The following is a 22,664-nucleotide window of genomic DNA, read 5'->3' on the forward strand; positions in this document are numbered from 1 at the left end:
CGGGGTCCCGCCGCCGCGCCGGGGGCGGCTCAGACCAGGGTTTCCAGGGGGACCGAGGGGTCGGCCAGGGCGTCCGGGTCGACGGGGCGGCCGGCCCGGATCAGCTTCTGGACGGGCTCCGTGACGTCCCACACGTTGACGTTCATTCCGGCCAGTACGGTGCGGTCCTTCAGCCAGAACGCGATGAACCGGCGCTTGCCCGCGTCGCCCCGGATGACGACCTGGTCGTAGGAGCCGGGCGGGGCCCAGCCGGAGTATTCGAGGCCCAGGTCGTACTGGTCGGAGAAGAAGTACGGCACCCGGTCGTAGGCGACGTCCTGGCCGAGCATGGCGCGGGCCGCGGCCGGGCCGCCGTTCAGCGCGTTGGCCCAGTGCTCGACCCGCAGCCGGGTGCCGAGCAGCGGATGGGCGGCGTTCGCCACGTCACCGGCGGCGTAGATGTGCGGGTCGCTGGTGCGCAGCGAGGCGTCGACGGCGATGCCGCCGCCCTGCTCGCGCGGGGCGATGTCCAGACCGGCCGCCTCGGCGAGCGCGGTGCGCGGGGCGGCGCCGATGGCGGCGAGGACGTCGTGGGCGGGGTGCTCCTCGCCGTCGTCGGTGCGCACCGCGAGGACCATGCCGTCCTGGCCGACGATCTCGGTGAGCCGGCCGCCGAAGTGGAAGCGGACGCCGTGGTCGCTGTGGAGCTCGGTGAAGATCTGGCCGACCTCCGGTCCGACGGCCCGGAGCAGCGGGGTCGCCTCCGGTTCGACCACGGTGACCTCGGCGCCGTAGCCGCGGGCGGCGGCCGCGACCTCCAGGCCGATCCAGCCGGCCCCGGCGATGACCAGGTGGCCGTTGTCGCGGCCGAGGGCGGCGAGGACGTTGCGCAGCCGGTCGGCGTGGGCGAGGCGGCGCAGGTGGTGGACGCCGGCCAGGTCGGTGCCCGGGACGTCGAGGCGGCGGGGTTCGGCGCCGGTGGCGAGGAGCAGCTTGTCGTAGTGGATGACGGTGCCGTCGCCCGTCTCGACGGTGCGCGCCTCGCGGTTCAGGCAGGTGACGGACTGGCCGAGGTGGAGCTCGATCTCGGCGCCCGCGTACCAGGCGGTCTCGTGGACGAAGACGCTGTCGCGGTCCTCCTTCCCGGTCAGGTAGCCCTTGGACAGTGGCGGGCGTTCGTACGGATGGTCGCGCTCGTCGCCGATCAGGATGACCCGGCCGCTGAATCCCTCCGACCGGAGCGTCTGGGCTGCCTTCGCCCCGGCCAGCCCTCCGCCGACGATGACGAACGTCCGATGTGCGTCGACCACGTGATGCCTCCTCGGTGCTTGCTGCGCGGCGCCAACTGCGAGCGTCCCGCACGCAGCGTAGTGGGGGAAGGGGGTGTGGCCCGATCAGGTCACTCCGGGTGGCGGACGCCCCCTCGGGTGAGGTGGGCGTGGAGGGTGCGGGCGGAGGCGTCGGTGAGGGCGGCGATCTGGTCCACGAGGACCCGCTTGCGGGCGCGGTCGTCGGGCGCCGCCTCGTACAGCGCGCGCAGCTGCGGTTCGAGCCCTTCGGGGGCGCGGGCGGTGAGCGCGGCGGCCAGCTCGGCGATGACGACGCGCTGGTCGGCGCGGATCTCCTCCTGCTCGGCGCGCTGCATCACGTAACGGTCGGCGATGGCCTTGAGCACCGCGCACTCGTTGCGCGCGTCGCGCGGGACGACCAGCTCGGCGGCGTAACGGGTGAGGCGTCCGGTGCCGTATCCCTGGCGGGTGGCGGTCTCGGCGGCGAGGCAGAAGCGGCCGATGAGCTGGCTGGTGGCGTCCTTCAGGCGGGCCTGGGCGACGGCGGACCCGTCGTAGCCGTGCGGCCACCACTCCTGGGCGATGAGCCGGTCGAGCGCGTCGGCCAGCTCCTGCGGGTCGGTGTCCGCGGGGACGTAGCGGCCGATGGCGACGTCCCAGATGTCGCGGCGCTCCGGCTCGGCCTCCAGGCAGTTGGGGTCGATGTGGCCCGCGTGCAGCCCGTCCTCGAAGTCGTGCACGGAGTACGCCACGTCGTCGGACCAGTCCATGACCTGGGCCTCGAAGCACTTGCGGTCGCGGGGCGCGCCCTCGCGGAACCACCGGAAGACCGGCAGGTCGTCCTCGTAGACCCCGAATTTGGGCGAGCCGGGGTCGGTGGGGTGGGCGCCCCGGGGCCAGGGGTACTTGGTGGCGGCGTCCAGCGCGGCGCGGGTGAGGTTGAGGCCGACGCTGACCAGGTCGCCGGTGCGGGTGTCGGGGACGAAGCGCTTGGGTTCGAGGCGGGTGAGCAGCCGCAGCGACTGGGCGTTGCCCTCGAAGCCGCCGCAGTCGGACGCGAAGTCGTTGAGCGCCTGTTCGCCGTTGTGGCCGAAAGGTGGGTGTCCCATGTCGTGGGACAGGCAGGCCGCCTCCACCAGATCGGGGTCGCAGCCGAGGGCGGCGCCGAGCTCGCGGCCGACCTGGGCGCACTCCAGGGAGTGGGTGAGCCGGGTGCGCGGGCTGGCGTCCCAGGCGGGGCCGCGGGTGCCGGGCGTGACGACCTGGGTCTTCCCGGCGAGCCTGCGCAGCGCCGCGGAGTGCAGCACGCGGGCCCGGTCGCGCTGGAAGGCGGTGCGACCGGGCCGTTTGTCCGGCTCGGGATCCCACCGCTCGGCGTCGGCCGGGCCGTAGGGGGCGGTGCCGGGGTGCTGCGTGCCGTTCGTGCCGTTCATGCGTCCGAGATTAGACCGACCGGCGAATGGGGGTCGGGTCAGGCGGAGGCCGCGAAGTGTGAGTTCACAGGTATGCCGTACGCGACCGCCCGTGCCTGGTCGTAGCGGTGCAGGAGCAGCCGGGCCAGTGCGGGGTGGGCGCCGAGCGGGGCGGCCGCGATCCACGGCGCGTGGGCGGCGGCGGCCGAGGCGAACCGCCCGGGCGCGGTGAAGTACGAGGCGACGGCGATCCGGCGGTGGCCCCGGGCGGCGAGTGCGCGTACGGCGGCGGGCACGGTGGGCGAGGCGGCGGAGGCGTACGCGGGCACGACGGGCACGCCGCCGAGCCGTTCCCCGAGGAGCCGTGCGGTATGCCGGGCGTCGGCGGCCGATTCGGGGTCGCGCGACCCGGCGGCGGCGAGGACGACGGCGGTGCCGCCGTCCGACTCCTTCCAGCCGGCCTCGGTGAGCCGGTCGTGCAGCGCCTCCACCAGCAGCGGATGCGGCCCGAGCGGCGCGGCGACCCGGGCCCGCAGCGCGGGGGCGGCGGCGACGGACGCGGGGATGTCGTGCTTGACGTGGTGCCCGCGCCCGAGCAGCAGCGGTACGAGAACGGCCTCGCCGGCACCGAGGGCGTCCAGGGCGTCCGGCAGGAGCGGCGCGTTGAGCTCTATGTGCCCGAGCCGGACATCGAGCCCGGGCCGCAGTTCACGGACCCGGTCCAGGAGTGCGGCCACGGCCTGCGGGGTACGCGGGTCCCGGCTGCCGTGCGCGACGGCGACCAGAGCGGGGGCGGCGGACGCCGGACGGTTCGCGGGAAGGTGCCGGATGCGGTGCATGGGGTGATGGTGGCGGACGCACGTTGCCGGGGCGTTGCATGGCGGTGACGGGGGTTTTCGGGCGGCTCACGGGGGAAGCGCGGCGGCCGGGAGAGCTCTCAGCCCCTTCCCCGCCCCGCGAACACGCGCTCGATGACCTGGGCCACCCCGTCCTCCTCGTTGGTCCGGGCGTGTGCCGGCACGGCGGCCAGGACCGCTGGGTGGGCGTTGGCCATGGCGTAGCCGGTGCCGGCCCAGGCGAGGACCGTGAGGTCGTTGGGCATGTCGCCGAAGGCGATGACGTCCGCCGCCTCGATGCCCCGCTCCGCGCAGAGGAGGGAGAGGGCGCCGGCCTTGGTGACGCCGGGGGCGCTGATCTCCAGCAGCCCGTGGCCGCCGGAGTGGGTGAGCTGGACGGTGTCGCCGGCGCCCTGCCGGGCGGCGGCGAGCAGGGTGTCCGCGTCGAGCTGTTCGGTCCAGGCGAGGAGCTTGGTGACGGGGGCCTCGGTGAGCCACAGGTCGGCCAGGGACGCGACGGGGAGTTCGGCGCCCTCGTCCTCGGACAGGCGCAGCCGGTAGGCCGGTTCGTAGAAGACCTGGTTGCCGGTCTCCAGGGCGAAGCCGACGCCGGGGACGGCGGCGGCGAGCGCGGTGGCGACCTGTCGGGCGACGGTGAGGGACAGCACCTGCGAGGAGACGACGCTGCGGCTCGCTATGTCGTAGACGAGGGCCCCGTTGCTGCACACCGCCGTGCCCACGAGGCCGGTGGCCTCGGCCAGCCGGTCCACGAAGCGGGGCGGCCGGGCGGTCACGATGACGATCTCCGCCCCGGCCTCCTCGGCGGTGCGCAGGGCGCGCAGGGTGCGGGGCGAGAGCGAACCGTCCCCGCGCAGAAGGGTGCCGTCGAGATCGGAGGCGATCAACCGTGGAAGCGACATCGCCCGATGGTACGCGGACCACCCGGGCCGGTCCGAGAACCCTTTGGGCCGCCGGATCGTCCAGTGGGGCAGGGGCGGTCGGGCCCCGGAGGCGGGGGCGGGCGTGTGAGGGTACGGATGCGGCGGACGCCGGCGGGTGAACGGGCGCGGGGCGCCCGGCTGCTGAGGGCCGTACGCCGGCTGCGGCCGGGGCGGCGGCGGGCCGTGCAGGGGGTGATGGCCGCGTGTGTGCTGGCCCTCGCGCCGGCGACCTGGCTGCATGTGGTGGCCGATGCCCGGATCAGGACCGTCGCGGACGTGCCCGCGCGGCAGGTCGCGGTGGTGTTCGGGGCGGGGCTGTGGGACGGGAAGCCGTCCCCGTACCTCACGAACCGGCTGCGGACGGCCGCCGCGCTCTACCGGGACGGGAAGGTCAAGGTCGTCCTGGTGACCGGGGACAACAGCCGCGTGGAGTACGACGAGCCGGACGCGATGCGGGCGTTCCTGGTCGGGAAGGGCGTGCCGGACGACCGGATCGTCAGCGACTTCGCGGGCTTCGACACCTGGGACTCCTGCGTGCGGGCGAAGAAGATCTTCGGCGTCGACCGGGCGGTGCTGGTGAGCCAGGGCTTCCACATCCGCCGGGCCATCGCGCTGTGCCGGGCGGCGGGCATCGACGCGTACGGGGTCGGGGTGGACGCCGAGCACGACGTCACCTGGTACTACGGCGGTACGCGGGAGGTGTTCGCGGCGGGGAAGGCGGCGTTCGACGCCCTGTTCGAGCCGGACCCGCACTTCCTGGGCCCCCGGGAACACGGCGTGGACGACGCGCTGGCGGCGGCCTCCCGCGACCGCGCCGGTCCTCGGACCGAGGTGACCGGGGCGGTCTCGGCCGAGACCCGGCCCAGGTAGCGGGCGCTGCCCCGGAGGATCGGCAGGGCGATGATTCGGGTTCTCCTCGGTCGGCGGTTCCCCACGATTGTGGGGTCCCGCCTCCCGTCGCGCCATCAGCCGCCGTACGGGTGGACCCTCTTCGCGTCCCGCAGGGCGCGGCCCCACCAGACGAGCTGGTCGAGCAGCGTCTTCACGGCGGCGTCCGGTCCGGCCGGGTCGCGGTGCCTGCCCGCGTCGTCGAACTGGGCGCCGGCGTTGTGGAAGGAGACGGTGTCGCGGATCGAGACGGAGTGCAGCTCGGCGAAGACCTGGCGCAGGTGTTCGACCGCGCGCAGTCCGCCGGAGACCCCGCCGTAGGAGACGAAGGCGACGGGCTTGGCCTGCCACTCGTCGCGGTGCCAGTCGATGAGGTTCTTCAGGGGCGCCGGGTAGGAGTGGTTGTACTCGGGGGTGACGACGACGAAGGCGTCCGCCTCGGCCAGCCGGGCCGAGACGCCGGCCAGCAGCTCCCGGGCGTCGCCCTCCAGGCGGTAGGAGAGGGCGGTGGGCAGATCGAGGCCGGCGACGTCGACCACGTCCGTGCCGATCGCGGTATGGGCGTCGGCGTGGGCGAGGAACCAGTCGGCGATGACGGGGGCGAACCGGCCCTCGCGGTTGCTGGCGAGGATGACGGCCACCTTCAGGGGGGCGGTCCGGGGCAGGGCGGATGCGGTGGAATCCATGGTGTTGAGGTCCATGGCGAAGACGTTCGTACATCAACCATGGTTGAGGTCAAGCGCGGCGGGGAACGCGCCTCCCGGCGGCCGCATACTGTGGCCGTATGACGACTCCAGCAGCGGCGGCCCTCCCGTACGCAGAGTTCGACGGCCGGCCCGCCACCGCGGACGATCTGGGCCGGGCGCTGTTCTTCAACTACGGCCACTTCACGGCGATGCAGGTACGCGAGGGCCGGGTGCGCGGTCTCGGTCTGCACCTGGCCCGGCTGGACGCGGCCAACCGCGAGCTGTTCGGACTCCCGCTGGCCGGGGAGCTGGTGCGCCGGCTGGTCCGGCACGCGCTGGAGGGCGCGGGCACGGCGGACGCCTCGGTGCGGGTGCACGCGTATCTGCCGCCGGGGAACGCCGCGACGACCGTCATGGTGACGGTACGGGGACCGGGCGGGATGGACCCCGGGCCGAAGAGCCTGAAGTCCGTCCCGTTCGCCCGGACCGCCGCGCACCTCAAGCGGCCCGGCGAGTTCGGCCAGACCTACTACGCGGACCTGGCCCGCCGCGCCGGTCACGACGACGCGCTGCTGACCCTGCCCGACGGCTCGGTGACCGAGGGGGCGTTCACCAACATCGGCTTCTGGGACGGCACTGCGGTCACCTGGCCGCAGGCCCCGGCCCTGTCCGGCGTGACCATGGGCGTCCTGGACCGCGAACTCCCGGGCGCGGGCCTGAAGTCACTGCGCCGGCCGGTGACCCTGGACGGCCTCGGGGCGTTCCGCTCGGCGTTCCTCACCAACTCGCTGGGCATGGCCCCGGTCGCCCGCATCGACGACACCGCGTTCACGGTGGACGCGGAGCTGATGCGACGGCTGGCGGCGGCCTACGAGGCGGCACCGGGCGAGGAGGTCTGAGCATGGGGGCTCCTCTGCTGCTCCGCATCGAGGGATCGCGCCTGCCGGGGCGCTCCTGCCCGGCCGGGCCCGGCTTCCCCGGCTACGAGAACATCCACGTGGGCGTCCAGCGCAAGGACCGCCCCGGTGAGATCCTCGGCCCGACCCCGGGGGACGCGCCGGGCGCCCACTGGCCCCTGGAGTGCACGGCGGCCGAGGACGCGGACGGGATCGCGGTCCGGGGGCCGTATGTGCAGAACCGGCTCGGCGGGCGCTTCGTGTACCTGTCCTGGGGGACGGTCGACGCGGGCGGCCTGTTCACGATGTTCCGGCGGGCCAAGCTGATGTTCGCCGACGTCGACCCGGCCGTGCTTGCGGCGGCCGTGCGCTCGGGGTGTCTCACCGCCCGGCTGCCGCTCTCGGACGCCGAGGCGCGGCCGCTCTGCGCGCGCGTCCGGCCGCCGGTGGTCGAGTGGTCGGCCTCGGGGCGCCCCTGAAGCGGTCCGCCCCCTCCGGGCCCAGGGGGGAGAGGTCCGGAGGGGGCGTCGGCCGGGGGCGGCTGCGTGCACCGTCCCGTGGGGGGTTGAGATGCGTTTTCCCGCTCAGCGGCGGCTCACGCATGTGATGTACGCCACACTGCCCGACGGGTCCGTCACCCGAACGGCACCGGTGCGCGACGGAGCGCGCATCCCACCCGCCGCCACCGCCGTGACCTGCGACGACGTCGTTCGGCAAGGGGGCCACGCCGGGCCGGACGGGTGAGAGCTGACTCGGTGTCAGCAGGCATGGGGGCCGGTCCGGCTGTTGGCTCGGAGCCAGGACACACCCGCCAGCGCCCCCGCCTCGGAGGAAACCCCATGCGCCGTCCTGCCCGACTCGTGACCGGCACCGCCGCCGCGGCCCTGGCCGCCGCCGCGCTCGGCCTCAGCGCCGCCGCCCCGTCCGCGTACGGGGACCAGCCGGCGCCACTGAGGATCACCCCCGCCAGCGCGGCGCCGGGCGCCACGGTCACCGTGGACACCACCGCCTGCGGCGGCGACAGCACCGCCACCGGCGACGCGAGCGCACTGGACGCGCCGGAGTTCCCGCTGGCGCCCGTCTCCCTCGAAGAGGCCCTGGCCGGCTCCTTCCGGGTGCCCGGCGGCGTCGCGCCCGGTTCGTACGGCATCGGCGTGGACTGCGCGAACGGCGCCAGGGCCACCGGCGAGATCGAGGTGAAGCCCGCGGACCGGGCGGCCGGCGCCGAGGACCCCGCCGCCCCCGCCGGGGCCTCCGACTCACCCACGTACGACTTCTCCGACCTCGACGGCCTGGGCGGCGACGAGGACACGGAGGGCCTGGACGGTCTCGGCGCCGCGTCCGCCGGGTCCGCCCGCGTCCCGGACGCCCCCGCCGAGGCCGGCCGCTCCACGCCCACCGAGCGGCCGAGCGGGTCCGGACGGGACGAGACGGGGTCCGGCCGTGACCAGACCGGGTCCGGCCGGGAGACGCCCTCCGGGCACTGGGCCTCGGCCGCGCCCACCGCCCCCTCGGGGCACGTGAAGACCGGAGTCGGCGGCAGCGTCGGCCCGGACACCACCCAGATCGCGGCGGGAGCCGGCGTACTCGCCGCTGCCGCCGTCGGCGGAGCCTGGCTCCTGCGTCGCCGGGCGAGCGGCACGCGGGACGCCGGCTGACGGAGGCATCCACCCCTCCGTACCGCCCGGTGTCCGTCCCGGTGGCCCCGCGCCACCGGGACGGGACCGTTCCCCCCTCTTCCGCACCCCGGAGGACCACCGTGTCCCAGAAGGCCAAGGGCTGGCTGCTCGTCGTCGTGGCGCTGGCCGGTGTCTGGCTGATCCAGAACGGCGCGGGCACCCTGCTCACCCCGCCCGGACCGGCCGCCGCCCAGGCGTTCGCCGCCGGGCCCGCCCTGCTGCCCGGCTCCCCGGTCGCCGAACCGCTGCGCCCCTCCGCACCGGTCCGCATCCGGATTCCCGCCATCCGGGTCGATGCGCCGATGATGCGGCTCGGGCTGGGGTCCGACGGCAGCCTGGACGTGCCGCCGGCCGGGAACACGGACATCGTCGGCTGGTACAAGGACGGCACGCCGCCGGGCGCCAAGGGCACCGCGATCGTCGCCGGCCACGTCGACAACGCGGAGGGCCCTTCGGTCTTCTACGACCTGGGCTCGCTGAAGAAGGGCAGCACCGTCGAGGTGGACCGGCAGGACGGCCGTACCGCCGTCTTCACGCTCGACGCGATCGAGGTGTACGAGAACGACGACTTCCCCGACCAGCGGGTCTACGGCGCCTCCGAGCACGCCTCGCTGCGCCTGATCACCTGCGGCGGCGGCTACTCCGAGGCGACCGGCTACCGGGGGAACGTGGTGGCGTACGCCCACCTCACAAGTGTCCGCTGACGCTCAGCCCTGCCACTGGTCGAACCCGAGCTTCGCCACCAGCGAGAACACCACCACCAGCAGCACCCCGCGGACGAACTCGCTGCCCTTGCGCAGCGCCATCCGCGCGCCCAGCAGACCGCCCGCCAGATTGAACACAGCCATCAGGGCCGCCAGCTGCCACAGCACATTGCCCTGGTGGGCGAACATCGCGAGCGCCCCGGCGTTGGTGCAGACGTTGACGATCTTCGCGGTGGCCGAGGCGGTCACCAGGTCGAGGTGGAGCACGGCGGTCAGGGCGAGGACCAGGAAGGTGCCCGTACCGGGTCCGAACAGTCCGTCGTACAGGCCGATCCCGCCGCCCACCAGGACGATCGCGGTGACCGTGCGGGCCCGGGTGACCCGCGGCGGGACGCCTTCCCCGGCGGCGCGGCCGAACTGCGGCCGCAGCATCACGAACGCGGCGACCGCCAGCAGCACCACCATGATCACCGGCCGCAGCACCTCGCTGCTGATCCCGGCCGCGAAGAACGCGCCGGTCATCGACCCGGCCAGGGCCGCGAGCCCGATCCGGACCGCCGTGCCCACCTTCACGGGCGCCTTGCGCGCGTAGGTGACGGCGGCGCCCGAGGTGCCGACGATGGCGACCGCCTTGTTGGTGCCGAGGATCTGCGCGGCCGGCAGCTGAGGCAGGCCGAGCAGCAGCGCGGGCAGCAGAAGCAGTCCGCCGCCCCCGACCACCGCGTCGACCCAGCCCGCCGCGGCGGCGGCGAGGCACAGCACGACCAGGGTGGTCAGGGTGATGTCCGGCATGAGCACGACCCTACGAAGCGGATACGTGCACCGTCCAACCGTTCCGGGGCAGCACCGGGAAAGTTGAGCCAACTCTGAGGTTTCCGCAGGACAACGCCCCCTTTCCGGCCTCCGGCGGCCGCCTCACAGACCTTTCCGGCGGGTGCTGAGCGCAAGGTTCCTCCCGGGAAACAGCGGGGAACCGGCCGGGTAACACCGCCCGGACACGCTTGTGGTCATGAGCACACAGGCCCGGCGCCTGTGGCCCTGCCGAATCTGCTCACCGACGACGGAGGCCCCGAGATGCCGGTGTCCACTCCCCCGACCGCCCCCACCTCAGGCCCTGCCGCCCTGCCGACGCTCGTGGTCGTCGGGCACGGCATGGTCGGCCAGCGCTTCCTGGAGGCCCTGGCCGAGCGCGGACTGACCGGCGCCGCCGGGACCGCCCGGGTCGTCGTCCTGTGCGAGGAGCCCCGCGCCGCCTACGACCGGGTCCAGCTGACCTCGTACTTCGCCGGGAAGACCCCGGACGGCCTGTCGCTGGTCGAGGACGGCTTCATGGAGCGGCACGGCTTCGAACTGCGGCTCGGCGACCCGGCGGTGGCCGTGGACCGCGCCGCCCGTACGGTCACCGCACGGTCCGGCGAGGTCTTCGCGTACGACACGCTGGTCCTCGCGACCGGGTCCTACCCGTTCGTGCCGCCGGTCCCCGGCAAGGACAGCACCGGCTGCTTCGTCTACCGGACGATCGAGGACCTGCTCGCCATCGAGGAGTACGCGAAGAACGCGACGACCGGCGCGGTGGTCGGCGGCGGACTGCTCGGCCTGGAGGCGGCCGGTGCGCTGAAGGGCCTCGGCCTGGACACCCACGTCGTGGAGTTCGCGCCCCGGCTGATGCCCGTCCAGGTGGACGAGGGCGGCGGCGCGGCGCTGCTGCGCACCATCGAGGACATGGGCCTGACCGTGCACACCGGGGTCGGTACGCAGGAGGTGACCGCGGGCAAGGACGGCGCGGTGACCGGGATGGCGCTCTCCGACGGGTCCGCGCTCGCCACGGACCTGGTGGTGTTCTCGGCCGGGGTGCGTCCGCGCGACCAGCTGGCCCGGGACTGCGGGCTCGCGGTCGGCGAGCGCGGCGGGATCGTGGTGGACGAGGAGTGCCGGACCTCCGACCCGGCGGTCTTCGCCATCGGCGAGTGCGCGCTCGCCTCGGACGGCCGGGTGTACGGGCTGGTGGCGCCGGGTTACGAGATGGCGCTGACGGCCGCCGAGGTGATCGCCGGCAAGGCGGCCGCGTTCACCGGCGCCGACCTGTCGACCAAGCTGAAGCTGCTCGGCGTGGACGTGGCCTCGTTCGGCGACGCGCACGGCACCGCCGAGGGCTGCCTCGACGTCGTCTACTCGGACGCCCGCTCCGGTGTGTACAAGAAGCTGGTGATGGCGGCGGACGGCACCCTGCTGGGCGGGGTCCTGGTGGGCGACGCCGACCAGTACGGCACGCTGCGCCCGATGACCGGGAGCGTGCTGCCGGTCGCCCCCGAGCAGCTGGTGCTGCCGGCCGGAGCGGGCGGCCCGGTGGCGCTCGGCCCGTCCGCGCTGCCCGACGAGGCGGTGATCTGCTCCTGCCACAACGTCACCAAGGGCGCGATCTGCGAGCACACCACGCTCCCCGAGGTGAAGAAGTGCACCAAGGCCGGCACCGGCTGCGGCAGTTGCGTCAAGGTGATCGGCCAGCTGCTCCCGCAGAGCCAGGACGCGGGCCTGTGCGGCTGCTTCGCGTACACCCGCAGCGAGCTGTACGAGATCGTCCGCACCCTGCGCATCACCTCGTACGCGGACCTCCTCGACTCCCACGGACGGGAGGAGGCCCGGGGCGGCGACGGCTGCGAGGTCTGCAAGCCGACGGTCGGCTCGGTCATCGCCTCGCTCGCCCCGACGGTCGGCGCCAGCGGCTATGTCCTGGACGGCGAGCAGGCGGCCCTCCAGGACACCAACGACCACTTCCTCGCCAACCTCCAGCGCAACGGCTCGTACTCCATCGTGCCGCGCATACCCGGCGGCGAGATCACCCCGGACAAGCTGGTCGTGATCGGCGAGGTGGCCCGCGACTTCGGGCTCTACACCAAGATCACCGGAGCTCAGCGCATCGACCTCCTCGGCGCCCGGGTCGACCAGCTGCCGCTGATCTGGACCCGGCTCGTCGACGCGGGCTTCGAGTCCGGGCACGCGTACGGGAAGTCGCTGCGCACGGTCAAGTCCTGTGTCGGGCAGACCTGGTGCCGCTACGGGGTGCAGGACTCCGTGAAGATGGCGATCGACCTGGAACTGCGCTACCGGGGCCTGCGCGCCCCGCACAAGCTGAAGTCGGCGGTCTCGGGGTGCGCCCGGGAGTGCGCGGAGGCCCGGGGCAAGGACTTCGGGATCATCGCCACGGCCGGCGGCTGGAACCTCTACGTGGGCGGCAACGGCGGCGCCACCCCGCGCCACGCCGACCTGCTCGCCCAGGACCTGTCCGACGCCGAACTGATCCGGCTGATCGACCGGTTCCTGATGTTCTACATCCGCACCGCGGACCGGCTGGAGCGCACCTCGGCCTGGCTGGAGCGCGTCGAGGGCGGCCTGGAGCACGTCCGGGACGTCGTCGTGCACGACAAGCTCGGGCTCTGCGAGGAGCTGGAGCGGCTGATGGCCGACCACGTCCGCGGCTACCGCGACGAGTGGGCCGAGACCATCAACGACCCGGAGCGGCTGCGCCGGTTCGTCACCTTCGTCAACGCGCCCGACGCGCCCGACCCGTCCGTGAAGTTCGTCCCGGAACGCGACCAGGTCAAGCCGGACCTGGACATCCTCGCGGGCCCGGTTCTCGCCATCCGCACTCTTGAAGGGACCGCCTCCTGATGACCATGACCACGCAGACGCCGGCGACCGCACAGGACACCCGGACCGTCCGGCTCGCCGCCGGGAACGGCTGGCTCACGGTGTGCGACCGCTCGCTGCTGACCCCCGGCCGCGGGGTCGCCGCCCTCCTCCCGGACGGCCGGCAGGTCGCGCTCTTCCTGGACCGGGCGGGGCGGACGTACGCCATCGACAACCGCGACCCGTTCACCGGGGCCTATGTCCTCTCGCGCGGCCTGATCGGCTCGGACGGCGGGCAGCCCTTCGTCGCCTCGCCCCTGCTCAAGCAGCGCTTCGACCTGGCGACGGGGGCCTGCCTGGACGACGACGAGGTCTCCGTACCCGTCTTCGAGGTACGCGCGGACTGAGCGCCTCCGCTCACGCGGCGACGGCCGGAGGCACCCCCGAACGGGTGCTTCCGGCCATTCGTATGGCCGGTCGTAGGCTTGATCCATGACCCAGGGCTGGAGCGCGCGCGACATACCCGACCAGAGCGGACGGACGGCCGTGGTGACGGGGGCCAACAGCGGGATCGGCCTCGTCACCGCCCGCGAGCTGGCCCGTTGCGGGGCCAGGGTGCTGCTCGCCTGCCGCGACGAACGGCGCGGCGAGGAGGCGGCGGCCCGCATCCGGCACGCGGTGCGCGGCGCGGACGTGGAGTTCGCCCCGCTCGATCTGGCCGACCTGTCCTCGGTGCGCGCGTTCGCCAAGGGCCTCCGGGCGGACCGGCTCGACCTGCTGATCAACAACGCCGGGGTGATGGCCCTGCCGTACGGGCGGACCGCCGACGGCTTCGAGACCCAGTTCGGCGTCAACCACCTCGGGCACTTCGCGCTCACCGGGCTGCTGCTGCCGAGGCTGCGGGCCACCGGGGGCGCCCGGGTGGTGACCGTCTCCAGCGGGCTGCACGCCCTGGGCAACATCGACATGGGCGATCTCAACAGCGAGCGGAACTACCGCCGCTGGACCGCCTACGGCCGCTCGAAGACCGCGAACCTGCTCTTCGTCCACGAGCTGGCCCGGCGGCTCGCGGCGGCCGGCAGCGCGCTGGTCGCCGCCGCCGCGCACCCGGGCTACGCCTCGACCAACCTCCAGACGGCGGCGGCCCGGATGGAGGGCCGCAGGGCGGCGGAGCGGGTCATGGGCCTCGCCAACCGCGTCGTCGCCCAGTCCGCGTCGGCCGGGGCCCTGCCCACGCTGTACGCGGCGACCGCGCCGGGCGTGCGGCCCGACTCGTTCACCGGCCCCCGGGTGCTGGGCTGGCGCGGCGCGCCCGGCCCGTCCTGGCGGGCGGGCTGGACGCGCGGCGATGTGGCGGGCGAACGGCTGTGGGTGGCCTCGGAGCAGCTGACCGGGGTGACGTACGCGGGGCTGTAGCGTCTCTCGTCCGGCCCGGGCCCGGCGGCGGACGGGTCACGGCACCGCGACCGGCGCCCCGCCCCTCAGCAGCGAGCCGCCCAGCGGGGTCAGGGTGTGCTGGACGGAGCTGCCGTGCCGCAGGGTGTGGACGAGCCCCGCCTCGCGCAGGACGCAGGCGTGCTGGCTGGCCGAGGCGAGGGAGATCCCGGCGCGCCGGGCCAGTTCGCTGGTGGTGCAGCCGTCGCCGATGGCCCGCAGGACCGTGGAGCGGGTCTGCCCGAGGAGCCGGCCGAGCGAGGGGCCCGGGTCGGCGAAGGCGGGCGCCGCCCGGTGGGCGACCGGGTAGACCAGGACCGGCGGGAGCAGGGGGTCGCGCAGCACCACGGGGGCGCCCCGGCAGAAGTAGGAGGGCTGGAGGAGCAGTCCGCGCCCGTCCAGGCGGAGGTCGCGGTCGACGGGGTAGTCCGCCTCCAGGACGGGAGCGCGCCAGCGGATGACCGGGGGCAGCGAGGCGAGCAGTTCGTCGGTGCCGCCGTCCAGGAGGGCGCGGCCGCGGATCGCCCGGTCGGCCTCGACGGCGGAGCGGATGTGCGGCCAGTATGGCTCGACGGCGGCGCGGTGGTAGTCCCGTAAGGCGGCGACGAGGCGGCCCACGGGTTCGGCGCCGCCCTCGCGCAGTGCGTCGAGGCGGGCGGCGTGCCGGGCGCCGGGGTCCCCGAGGAGGGCGATCTCGGCGCTCAGGCGCTCTGGCGGAGTGGCGCGCACGGCTTCCATTCCGGCGTCGGCTCCGAGCGGTTCGGCGCTTTCCTGAGAAGGCGTCAGGAAGTCGGGAAAATATCCGCGCTGCGGGACCACCGCGGACAGCAGACGTACTTCACCGCTCAACCGTGGGCGGGTTTCGGTACGCCATTTCCCGAAGACCGCGGAAGCCCTCCGGTCCCTCAGCCGGTGAAAGCTGAGAATGGTCTCCCACAGCGCGTCCGGCCCGGAGGCCATCCGCACCCTGGAAAGGTCCCATCCGGAGACATGGATACGCAGCACCGAACTCCCACCCCTTGCACCTGCAATTTCCCCCCTCGCAAGAGTATGCGAATCGTAACAGCACGTCACCACGGGGTTTCGGCCAGAGGTGAAACGCCTCGCCGGGACCGCCCGCCGGACGAAAAGCTGTACGGCGTCGGGTGCGATTCCGGAGCCACCGGAAGAGCGAGTGAAGGCCGTGGGGGGTTTTGCTCGTTCGGCGGCGGTTGGCAAAGGTGCGGCTCCGCACTCGATGGGGGTAAGCCGGGTGCGGCCCGTGGATGGGGATCCACGGGCCGCACCCCGGTCCGTTCAACTCGATTTCTTTGCGCATTAAACGAAGCAATGGACCCCGGTCATCTTATTTACCGGGACATGACAACGTTGTGTGCCGCCCGGCCGCGTACGACAAGACGGCGGCACCCCCGCACAGGGTGCCGCCGCCTCCGGAATTCCGCCTCCGCCGCCGGTTCGGGTGAGGGTGGGATCACCGGCGGGCGTAAGCGGAATCGGTAAGGGGTGGTGCGTCAGCGGCTGTCGCTCGCCCGCGCCCCGGCCGCCGCCCGGCCCGCCTCAAGCCGCGCCACCGGAATGCGGAACGGCGAGCAGGAGACGTAGTCGAGACCGGCCTCGTGGAAGAAGTGCACCGATTCGGGGTCGCCGCCGTGCTCCCCGCAGATGCCCAGCTTCAGGTCCGGGCGGGTGGCCCGGCCGGCCGCCACGGCGCTCTTGACCAGCGAGCCGACGCCGTCCTTGTCGATCGTCTCGAACGGCGACACCCCGAAGATGCCCTTCTCCAGGTAGGCCGTGAAGAAGGACGCCTCCACGTCGTCGCGGGAGAAGCCCCACACCGTCTGGGTCAGGTCGTTGGTGCCGAAGGAGAAGAACTCCGCCGCCTCCGCGATCTGCCCGGCGGTCAGCGCGGCGCGCGGCAGCTCGATCATGGTGCCGATCTTCAGCTTGAGGTCGGTGCCGGTGGCGGCCTGGACCTCGGCGATGACCCGGTCCGCCTCCTCGCGGACGATCTCCAGCTCCTGGACCGTGCCGACGAGCGGGATCATGATCTCGGCGCGGGGGTCGCCCTTGGCGTTCTTGCGGGCGGCGGCCGCCTCGGCGATGGCCCGCACCTGCATGGCGAACAGGCCGGGGATGACCAGGCCGAGGCGCACCCCGCGCAGCCCCAGCATCGGGTTCTGCTCGTGCAGCTTGTGCACGGCCTGGAGGAGCCTGAGGTCGTTCTCGTTGGCGTCCTTGCGGGCCTCGGCGAGGGCCACGCGTACCGAGAGCTCCGTGATGTCCGGCAGGAACTCGTGCAGCGGCGGGTCGAGCAGCCGCACGGTGACCGGCAGTCCGTCCATCGCCTCGAACAGCTCGATGAAGTCCGCCTTCTGGAGCGGCAGCAGCTGCTCCAGGGCCGTCTCGCGCTCCTGGTCGGTGTCGGCCAGGATCAGCTTCTCGACCATCTCGCGGCGCTCGCCGAGGAACATGTGCTCGGTGCGGCACAGCCCGATGCCCTGGGCGCCGAAGCGGCGGGCGCGCAGGGCGTCCTCCGCGCTGTCCGCGTTGGCCCGCACCCGCAGCCGGCGCACCCGGTCCGCGTACGCCATGATCCGGTGCACGGCGGCGACCAGCTCGTCGGCGTCGTCGGCGCCCGCGTGCATCCGGCCCTCGAAGTACTCGACCACGGGGGACGGCACGACGGGGACCTCGCCGAGGTACACCTTGCCGGTGGAGCCGTCGACGGAGACGATGTCGCCCTCCTCCACGACGATGTCCCCGACCGTCAGGCGGCGGCGCTTGGTGTCGACCTCGATCTCCTCGGCGCCGCAGACACAGGTCTTGCCCATGCCCCGGGCGACGACGGCGGCGTGCGAGGTCTTCCCGCCGCGCGAGGTCAGGATGCCCTCGGCGGCGATCATGCCGTCCAGGTCGTCCGGGTTGGTCTCGCGGCGGATCAGGATGACCTTCTCGCCGGACCGGGACCACTTGACGGCGGTGTACGAGTCGAAGACCGCCTTGCCGACCGCCGCGCCGGGCGAGGCGGCGATGCCCCGGCCGAGCCGCTGGGTCCTCGCGGTGTCGTCGAAGCGCGGGAACATCAGCTGCGCGAGCTGGGCGCCGTTGACCCGCTGAAGGGCCTCGGCCTCGTCGATCAGCCCCTGGTCCACCAGCTGGGTCGCGATGCGGAAGGCGGCACCGGCGGTGCGCTTGCCGACCCGGGTCTGGAGCATCCACAGGTGGCCGCGCTCGATGGTGAACTCGATGTCGCAGAGGTCCTTGTAGTGGGTCTCCAGCGTCTCCATGATCGCCAGCAGCTGGTCGTACGACTGCTTGTCGATCGACTCCAGCTCGGCGAGCGGGACGGTGTTGCGGATGCCCGCGACGACGTCCTCGCCCTGCGCGTTCTGGAGGTAGTCGCCGTAGACGCCCTGGTGGCCGCTGGCCGGGTCGCGGGTGAAGGCGACGCCCGTGCCGGAGTCGGGGCCGAGGTTGCCGAAGACCATCGAGCAGACGTTGACGGCGGTGCCGAGGTCGCCGGGGATGCGCTCCTGGCGGCGGTAGAGCTTGGCCCGGTCGGTGTTCCACGAGTCGAAGACCGCGTTTATGGCCAGGTCCATCTGCTCGCGCGCGTCCTGCGGGAAGTCTCGGCCCGCGTCCCGCGCGACGATCTTCTTGAACTCCTCGACCAGCTTCTTCAGGTCGCCCGCGTCGAGGTCCACGTCGACCTTGACGCCCTTGGCGTCCTTCGCGGCCTCCAGCGCCTCCTCGAAGAGCTCGCCGTCCACCCCGAGCACGGTCTTGCCGAACATCTGGATCAGCCGGCGGTAGGAGTCCCACGCGAACCGCTCGTCGCCGGCCTGGGCGGCGAGGCCCACCACGGAGGCGTCGGAGAGGCCGATGTTGAGGACGGTGTCCATCATCCCGGGCATCGAGAACTTGGCGCCGGAGCGCACGGAGACCAGCAGCGGGTCGTCGGCCTGGCCGAGCTTCTTGCCCATCCGCGTCTCCAGGGCGCCGAGGTGCGCACTCACCTCGTCGCGGAGGGCGGCCGGCTCCGCGCCGCTGTCCAGGTAGACCTTGCACGCCTCGGTGGTGATCGTGAAGCCGGGCGGGACGGGGAGCCCGAGGTTGGTCATCTCGGCGAGGTTGGCCCCCTTCCCGCCGAGGAGGTCCTTCAGCTCCTTGTTGCCTTCGGTGAAGTCGTAGACGAACTTCTGCACATCTTTGTTTTCCGACACGGTCTCGACTCCTCGAAGACGCGGTGGCTGCCCTGACGGCGAGGAACATACCCAGATCGAAGGTGCCTGGGTACGTCCACTTGCGCGTCGTACGGCCGTAACCACCCGTCCGCCAGCAGATCGAAAGTCGGCCGCCCGGAAGCCATCCGGAACGGTGCGTTCAGGAGTCGTACGCAGAATGACGCAGCGCACACCGGAACCCCTGGTTCGGTGGCTGAAAGTGATCGAAGCGTCGATCGATCAAAGTACGGCCAGGTGGCACCCAGTGCCACCCTTTGAGAAGTGCAGCCCTCGATTTTGCGCTCATCTGAGCGCACTGCTTCTCAAGGTGGCGAGAATCACTCGATGGAGGGGCCGCTCGGATGAGCGAAAACGACGTGTGGGGGCACTCAGTGCCCCCACACGTCGGTCGCTTTTGCTCAGCCCCCCGAGGTGTCCAGCTCCGCGTCGGCGCTCACGCCCGCGCAGTCGTACGGGTCCTTCAGCCAGCCGTCCGGGAGGGCCACCCGGTTGTTGCCCGAGGTGCGGCCGCGCGGGCCGTCGGCGCCGTCCGGCCAGGGCTGGTCGAGGTCCAGCTCCTGGAGCTGGGAGCCCAGCTCCTCCAGCGAGGAGGTGATCGCCAGCTTCTTGCGCATCTCGGAGCCGACCGCGAAGCCCTTGAGGTACCAGGCGACGTGCTTGCGGAAGTCGATCACGCCCCGTGCCTCGTCGCCGATCCACTCCCCCAGCAGCGTCGCGTGCCGCAGCATCACGCCGGCGACGGTGCGCAGGGTGGGCGCCTGCCTCGTCCCCGTACCCTCGAACGCGCTCACCAGGTCGCCGAAGAGCCAGGGGCGGCCCAGGCAGCCGCGCCCCACGACCACGCCGTCGCAGCCGGTCTCGCGCATCATGCGCAGGGCGTCGTCCGCGCACCAGATGTCGCCGTTGCCGAGCACCGGGATCTCCGGGACGTGCTCCTTGAGCCGGGCGATGGCGTCCCAGTCGGCGGTGCCGCCGTAGTGCTGGGCGGTGGTCCTGCCGTGCAGGGCGACCGCCGTGACGCCCTCCTCGACGGCGATCCGGCCGGCGTCGAGATAGGTCAGGTGGTCGTCGTCGATGCCCTTGCGCATCTTGATCGTGACGGGCAGGTCCCCGGCCCGGGAGACCGCCTCGTGCAGGATCGCGCGCAGCAGCGGCCGCTTGTACGGGAGGGCCGAGCCGCCGCCCTTGCGGGTGACCTTGGGGACCGGGCAGCCGAAGTTGAGGTCGATGTGGTCGGCGAGGTTCTCGTCCACGATCATGCTGACGGCCTTGCCGACCGTGTCCGGGTCCACTCCGTACAGCTGGATCGAGCGCGGGGTCTCGGTCGCGTCGAAGTGGATGAGCTGCATGGTCTTCTCGTTGCGCTCGACCAGGGCCCTCGTCGTGATCATCTCGCTGACGAACAGCCCCTTGCCGCCCGAGAACTCCCGGCACAGGGTGCGGAAGGGAGCGTTGGTGATGCCGGCCATGGGCGCGAGGACCACCGGCGGCTGCACGGTGTGCGGGCCGATGCGGAGCAGCGAGGGCGAGGGGGCGAGCGTGGTCATGGCCCCATTGTCCCGTACCCGGCGACCGGCCCCGGCGACGGCGGTCGTTAGTTAGCCGTACTATCGATGGATGCCTGAGCTCAGCCACCGACGGCGGATGCTGGTGCTGGCGATCTGCTGCATGAGTCTGCTGATCGTCAGCCTCGACACCACCGCCCTGAATGTCGCCCTGCCCGCCATGCGCCGGGAGCTGGACGCGAGCGTCGCGGGGATGCAGTGGACGATCGACGCGTACACGCTCGTCCTCGCCGCCCTGCTGATGCTCGCCGGTTCGACCGCCGACCGGATCGGCCGGCGCAAGGTCTTCATGGCCGGGCTGGTCCTGTTCACCCTGGGTTCGGCGCTCTGCTCGCTGGCACCGAACCTGGAGGCCCTCATCGCCTTCCGGATGGTGCAGGCCGTGGGCGGTTCGATGCTCAACCCGGTCGCGATGTCGATCATCACCAACACCTTCACCGATCCGCGCGAGCGCGCCCGGGCGATCGGGGTCTGGGGCGGGGTCGTCGGCATCTCGATGGCGGCCGGTCCGGTGGTCGGCGGCGGTCTGGTCGACTCGGTCGGCTGGCGGTCGATCTTCTGGGTCAACCTCCCGGTGGGCCTCGCCGCCCTGCTGCTGACCTGGCGTTACGTCCCCGAGTCGCGCGCCCACCGGGCCCGCCGCCCGGACCCGGTGGGCCAGCTCCTGGTGATCACGCTGCTGGGCTCGCTGACGTACGCGATCATCGAGGCCCCGCAGAAGGGGTGGACCTCCGCGGAGATCCTGGTCTTCGCCGGGCTCGCGGCGGCCGCCCTGGCGGGGCTGCTGGTGTACGAGCCCCGGCGCGCCGATCCGCTGATCGATCTGCGGTTCTTCCACAGCGTTCCGTTCAGCGGCGCCACGGTCATCGCGGTCAGCGCCTTCGCCGCGCTCGGCGGCTTCCTCTTCCTCAACACCCTCTATCTCCAGGACGTCCGGGGGCTGAGCGCGCTGGAGGCCGGTCTGTACACGCTGCCGATGGCGGCCATGGTCTGCGTTCTGGCGCCGCTCTCGGGGCGGCTCGTGGCCGCGCGCGGGCCGCGCGTCCCGCTGCTGGTCGCGGGCTGCGCGATGGCGGTGAGCGGGCTGATGCTGGCGGCGTTCGACGCGGAGACCGGGACGGTCTCGATGTTCGCCGCGTATGTGCTGTTCGGCCTGGGCTTCGGCTCGGTGAACGCGCCCATCACCAACACCGCGGTCTCCGGCATGCCCCGCTCCCAGGCGGGCGTGGCGGCCGCCGTCGCCTCCACCAGCCGGCAGATCGGGCAGACCCTCGGGGTCGCCGTGATCGGCGCGGTCCTGGCGGCGGGGATGGCGGACCCGGGCGGCTCTGACGGCCTCGGCGGCTCGGGCGGCTTCGTGGCGGCCAGCCGGCCCGGCTGGTGGATCGTCACCGGCTGCGGGCTCGCCGTCCTGCTGATCGGCGCCCTGAGCAGCGGCCGCTGGGCCCGGTCCACCGCCCGCCGGACGGCGGAGCGGCTGGCGGAACCGGTGGCCGGGCAGCCGGCCGTTCAGCCCTCGGAAGCCCGCACCAGTTCCTGAAGGCGGGCCAGCCGCTCGTACGTCTCGCCGTCCCGGGGCGCGTAGCTGACCAGGCGCGGTCCGGCCGAGGGGCCGAGCCAGAGGTCGGTGGCCTCCACCCGGAGCAGCCCCACCCAGGCGTTGCGGAAGACCTTGGACCGGCTGCCCGCCCCGACGACCTCGTGCCGGGCCCAGTTCTCGCGGAACTCCCCGGACGCCGCCTCCAGCCGCCCCAGCAGCTCCTTCCAGGCGGGCTCCGCGAGGTGTTCCGCCATCTCGGCGCGGAATTTGGCGGTGATGTAGCGGGTCACCTCGGCGGTGTCCATGACGGAGCCCCGCCACTGCTCGTTGGTGTGGGCGAGCAGCATGAGATTGCGGTCCTCGGGCGCGACCTCCTCCAGGTCGCAGAGCAGCCGCCCGTACGTGCGGTTGTGGGCGAGGATGTCGTACCGGCTGTTCTGCACGCAGGCGGGGATCGGCTCCAGCTGCCGCAGCATGGTCCGCAGCGCCGGGGTGACGTGCGGGCAGTCCGTACCGGGCGCCGGGTCGACGGCCGCGGCGAGCGAGAAGAGGTGGCTGCGCTCGCTGCGGTCGAGCAGCAGGGCGCGGGCGAGGGCGTCGAGGACCTGGGGCGAGACCTGGATGTCCCGGGCCTGTTCGAGCCAGGTGTACCAGGTGACGCCGACGGCGGAGAGCTGGGCGACCTCCTCGCGGCGCAGCCCCGGGGTGCGCCGGCGGCGGCCCCGGACAAGGCCGACCTGCTCGGGGGTGATCCGTTCGCGGCGGCTACGCAGGAAGTTCGCCAGCTCGTGCCGCCGGATGTCGGGCTCGCTCACACCGGGGGCGGCCGGCTGCGTCAGGGGCGTCGCCATCGTCGTCATTCCTCCAGAGTGCGGGCCCGGGTACCGGCACCGGGCGGCCGGTGCCTGGTGGTCCTTGTACCAGGATAAGGACACTCTGGTACC

The 22,664-nt window shown here is 73.1% G+C and carries 19 protein-coding genes; 9 read left to right on the forward strand and 10 right to left on the reverse strand.

The window, feature by feature from the left end; translation table 11 throughout:
* Nucleotides 1–29 precede the first annotated feature (29 nt).
* The 4 genes from OG338_RS07910 to OG338_RS07925 all read right to left on the reverse strand — a co-directional run bounded on the left by OG338_RS07910 (nucleotide 30) and on the right by OG338_RS07925 (nucleotide 4,421).
* A complete protein-coding gene (locus OG338_RS07910) occupies nucleotides 30–1,289 on the reverse strand; it encodes an NAD(P)/FAD-dependent oxidoreductase (protein WP_405936639.1) in 1,260 nt (419 codons plus the stop codon).
* Nucleotides 1,290–1,378: 89 nt separating this feature from the next.
* Nucleotides 1,379–2,701 (reverse strand): deoxyguanosinetriphosphate triphosphohydrolase, encoded by a 1,323-nt coding sequence (locus OG338_RS07915; protein WP_405936640.1) that lies wholly within the window; start codon nucleotides 2,699–2,701, stop codon nucleotides 1,379–1,381.
* Nucleotides 2,702–2,739: 38 nt separating this feature from the next.
* The gene (locus tag OG338_RS07920) at nucleotides 2,740–3,519 is read right to left on the reverse strand and encodes a sirohydrochlorin chelatase (RefSeq protein WP_405936641.1); all 780 of its coding nucleotides are present in this window, start codon (nucleotides 3,517–3,519) and stop codon (nucleotides 2,740–2,742) included.
* Between the two features lie 98 nt (nucleotides 3,520–3,617).
* On the reverse strand, nucleotides 3,618–4,421 hold the full coding sequence (locus OG338_RS07925) for a Cof-type HAD-IIB family hydrolase (RefSeq protein ID WP_405940352.1): 804 nt from the start codon (nucleotides 4,419–4,421) through the stop codon (nucleotides 3,618–3,620).
* Nucleotides 4,422–4,553: 132 nt separating this feature from the next.
* On the opposite strand from OG338_RS07925, the gene OG338_RS07930 reads away from it, so the two are divergent.
* Nucleotides 4,554–5,327: a vancomycin high temperature exclusion protein gene (locus OG338_RS07930; RefSeq protein WP_405936642.1), complete on the forward strand. Its 774-nt coding sequence runs from the start codon at nucleotides 4,554–4,556 to the stop codon at nucleotides 5,325–5,327.
* A gap of 95 nt (nucleotides 5,328–5,422) precedes the next feature.
* Here the strand turns inward: OG338_RS07930 and OG338_RS07935 are convergent, their stop codons facing one another.
* Nucleotides 5,423–6,046 carry an NADPH-dependent FMN reductase gene (locus tag OG338_RS07935; protein ID WP_405936643.1) on the reverse strand — a complete coding sequence of 208 codons (624 nt, stop codon included), beginning with the start codon at nucleotides 6,044–6,046 and terminating at the stop codon, nucleotides 5,423–5,425.
* A gap of 83 nt (nucleotides 6,047–6,129) precedes the next feature.
* On the opposite strand from OG338_RS07935, the gene OG338_RS07940 reads away from it, so the two are divergent.
* From OG338_RS07940 to OG338_RS07955, 4 genes are all read left to right on the forward strand, one after another.
* A complete protein-coding gene (locus tag OG338_RS07940) occupies nucleotides 6,130–6,930 on the forward strand; it encodes an aminotransferase class IV (RefSeq protein WP_405936644.1) in 801 nt (266 codons plus the stop codon).
* A gap of 2 nt (nucleotides 6,931–6,932) precedes the next feature.
* Nucleotides 6,933–7,406, forward strand: coding sequence for a DUF5990 family protein (locus OG338_RS07945; protein ID WP_405936645.1), 474 nt, complete (start codon nucleotides 6,933–6,935; stop codon nucleotides 7,404–7,406).
* 360 nt (nucleotides 7,407–7,766) lie between these two features.
* Nucleotides 7,767–8,585, forward strand: a complete 819-nt coding sequence (locus OG338_RS07950; RefSeq protein WP_405936646.1) for a hypothetical protein — start codon at nucleotides 7,767–7,769, stop codon at nucleotides 8,583–8,585.
* Nucleotides 8,586–8,686: 101 nt separating this feature from the next.
* Nucleotides 8,687–9,310 carry a class F sortase gene (locus OG338_RS07955; RefSeq protein WP_405936647.1) on the forward strand — a complete coding sequence of 208 codons (624 nt, stop codon included), beginning with the start codon at nucleotides 8,687–8,689 and terminating at the stop codon, nucleotides 9,308–9,310.
* A gap of 3 nt (nucleotides 9,311–9,313) precedes the next feature.
* On the opposite strand, the gene OG338_RS07960 is transcribed toward OG338_RS07955, so the two are convergent.
* On the reverse strand, nucleotides 9,314–10,102 hold the full coding sequence (locus tag OG338_RS07960) for a sulfite exporter TauE/SafE family protein (RefSeq protein WP_405936648.1): 789 nt from the start codon (nucleotides 10,100–10,102) through the stop codon (nucleotides 9,314–9,316).
* Between the two features lie 282 nt (nucleotides 10,103–10,384).
* On the opposite strand from OG338_RS07960, the gene nirB reads away from it, so the two are divergent.
* The 3 genes from nirB to OG338_RS07975 all read left to right on the forward strand — a co-directional run bounded on the left by nirB (nucleotide 10,385) and on the right by OG338_RS07975 (nucleotide 14,353).
* Entirely contained in the window at nucleotides 10,385–12,979 is a 2,595-nt protein-coding gene (nirB, locus tag OG338_RS07965; RefSeq protein ID WP_405940353.1) for a nitrite reductase large subunit NirB, read from the forward strand.
* A gap of 5 nt (nucleotides 12,980–12,984) precedes the next feature.
* A complete protein-coding gene (gene nirD / locus OG338_RS07970; protein ID WP_405940354.1) occupies nucleotides 12,985–13,344 on the forward strand; it encodes a nitrite reductase small subunit NirD in 360 nt (119 codons plus the stop codon).
* An 85-nt stretch (nucleotides 13,345–13,429) separates the two neighbouring features.
* The gene (locus OG338_RS07975; RefSeq protein WP_405936649.1) at nucleotides 13,430–14,353 is read left to right on the forward strand and encodes an oxidoreductase; all 924 of its coding nucleotides are present in this window, start codon (nucleotides 13,430–13,432) and stop codon (nucleotides 14,351–14,353) included.
* 36 nt (nucleotides 14,354–14,389) lie between these two features.
* Here OG338_RS07975 and OG338_RS07980 read toward each other — a convergent pair whose 3' ends face one another.
* The 3 genes from OG338_RS07980 to dusB form a co-directional block, all read right to left on the reverse strand.
* The gene (locus OG338_RS07980) at nucleotides 14,390–15,376 is read right to left on the reverse strand and encodes an ArsR/SmtB family transcription factor (RefSeq protein ID WP_405936650.1); all 987 of its coding nucleotides are present in this window, start codon (nucleotides 15,374–15,376) and stop codon (nucleotides 14,390–14,392) included.
* A 506-nt stretch (nucleotides 15,377–15,882) separates the two neighbouring features.
* On the reverse strand, nucleotides 15,883–18,594 hold the full coding sequence (gene ppdK, locus OG338_RS07985) for a pyruvate, phosphate dikinase (protein ID WP_405936651.1): 2,712 nt from the start codon (nucleotides 18,592–18,594) through the stop codon (nucleotides 15,883–15,885).
* Between the two features lie 419 nt (nucleotides 18,595–19,013).
* Nucleotides 19,014–20,162 (reverse strand): tRNA dihydrouridine synthase DusB, encoded by a 1,149-nt coding sequence (dusB, locus tag OG338_RS07990; RefSeq protein ID WP_405936652.1) that lies wholly within the window; start codon nucleotides 20,160–20,162, stop codon nucleotides 19,014–19,016.
* Nucleotides 20,163–20,232: 70 nt separating this feature from the next.
* Here dusB and OG338_RS07995 point away from each other — a divergent pair, with 70 nt between their 5' ends.
* Nucleotides 20,233–21,720: an MFS transporter gene (locus tag OG338_RS07995; protein ID WP_405936653.1), complete on the forward strand. Its 1,488-nt coding sequence runs from the start codon at nucleotides 20,233–20,235 to the stop codon at nucleotides 21,718–21,720.
* Here the strand turns inward: OG338_RS07995 and OG338_RS08000 are convergent.
* On the reverse strand, nucleotides 21,690–22,580 hold the full coding sequence (locus OG338_RS08000) for a helix-turn-helix domain-containing protein (RefSeq protein WP_405936654.1): 891 nt from the start codon (nucleotides 22,578–22,580) through the stop codon (nucleotides 21,690–21,692). The genes OG338_RS07995 and OG338_RS08000 overlap by 31 nt on opposite strands.
* Between the last annotated feature and the right edge of the window lie 84 nt (nucleotides 22,581–22,664).

The sequence above is a fragment of the Streptomyces sp. NBC_00726 genome (assembly GCF_045161735.1).
Taxonomy (GTDB): domain Bacteria; phylum Actinomycetota; class Actinomycetes; order Streptomycetales; family Streptomycetaceae; genus Streptomyces.

Coding starts and splice junctions, on each gene's coding strand:
- OG338_RS07915 (WP_405936640.1), bottom strand. CDS start 2,701: ATGAACGGCACGAACGGCACGCAGCACCCCGGCACCGCCCCCTACGGC.
- OG338_RS07920 (WP_405936641.1), bottom strand. CDS start 3,519: ATGCACCGCATCCGGCACCTTCCCGCGAACCGTCCGGCGTCCGCCGCC.
- OG338_RS07930 (WP_405936642.1), top strand. CDS start 4,554: ATGCGGCGGACGCCGGCGGGTGAACGGGCGCGGGGCGCCCGGCTGCTG.
- OG338_RS07935 (WP_405936643.1), bottom strand. CDS start 6,046: ATGGACCTCAACACCATGGATTCCACCGCATCCGCCCTGCCCCGGACC.
- OG338_RS07940 (WP_405936644.1), top strand. CDS start 6,130: ATGACGACTCCAGCAGCGGCGGCCCTCCCGTACGCAGAGTTCGACGGC.
- OG338_RS07945 (WP_405936645.1), top strand. CDS start 6,933: ATGGGGGCTCCTCTGCTGCTCCGCATCGAGGGATCGCGCCTGCCGGGG.
- OG338_RS07950 (WP_405936646.1), top strand. CDS start 7,767: ATGCGCCGTCCTGCCCGACTCGTGACCGGCACCGCCGCCGCGGCCCTG.
- OG338_RS07960 (WP_405936648.1), bottom strand. CDS start 10,102: ATGCCGGACATCACCCTGACCACCCTGGTCGTGCTGTGCCTCGCCGCC.
- nirB (WP_405940353.1), top strand. CDS start 10,385: ATGCCGGTGTCCACTCCCCCGACCGCCCCCACCTCAGGCCCTGCCGCC.
- nirD (WP_405940354.1), top strand. CDS start 12,985: ATGACCACGCAGACGCCGGCGACCGCACAGGACACCCGGACCGTCCGG.
- OG338_RS07975 (WP_405936649.1), top strand. CDS start 13,430: ATGACCCAGGGCTGGAGCGCGCGCGACATACCCGACCAGAGCGGACGG.
- dusB (WP_405936652.1), bottom strand. CDS start 20,162: ATGACCACGCTCGCCCCCTCGCCCTCGCTGCTCCGCATCGGCCCGCAC.
- OG338_RS07995 (WP_405936653.1), top strand. CDS start 20,233: ATGCCTGAGCTCAGCCACCGACGGCGGATGCTGGTGCTGGCGATCTGC.
- OG338_RS08000 (WP_405936654.1), bottom strand. CDS start 22,580: ATGACGACGATGGCGACGCCCCTGACGCAGCCGGCCGCCCCCGGTGTG.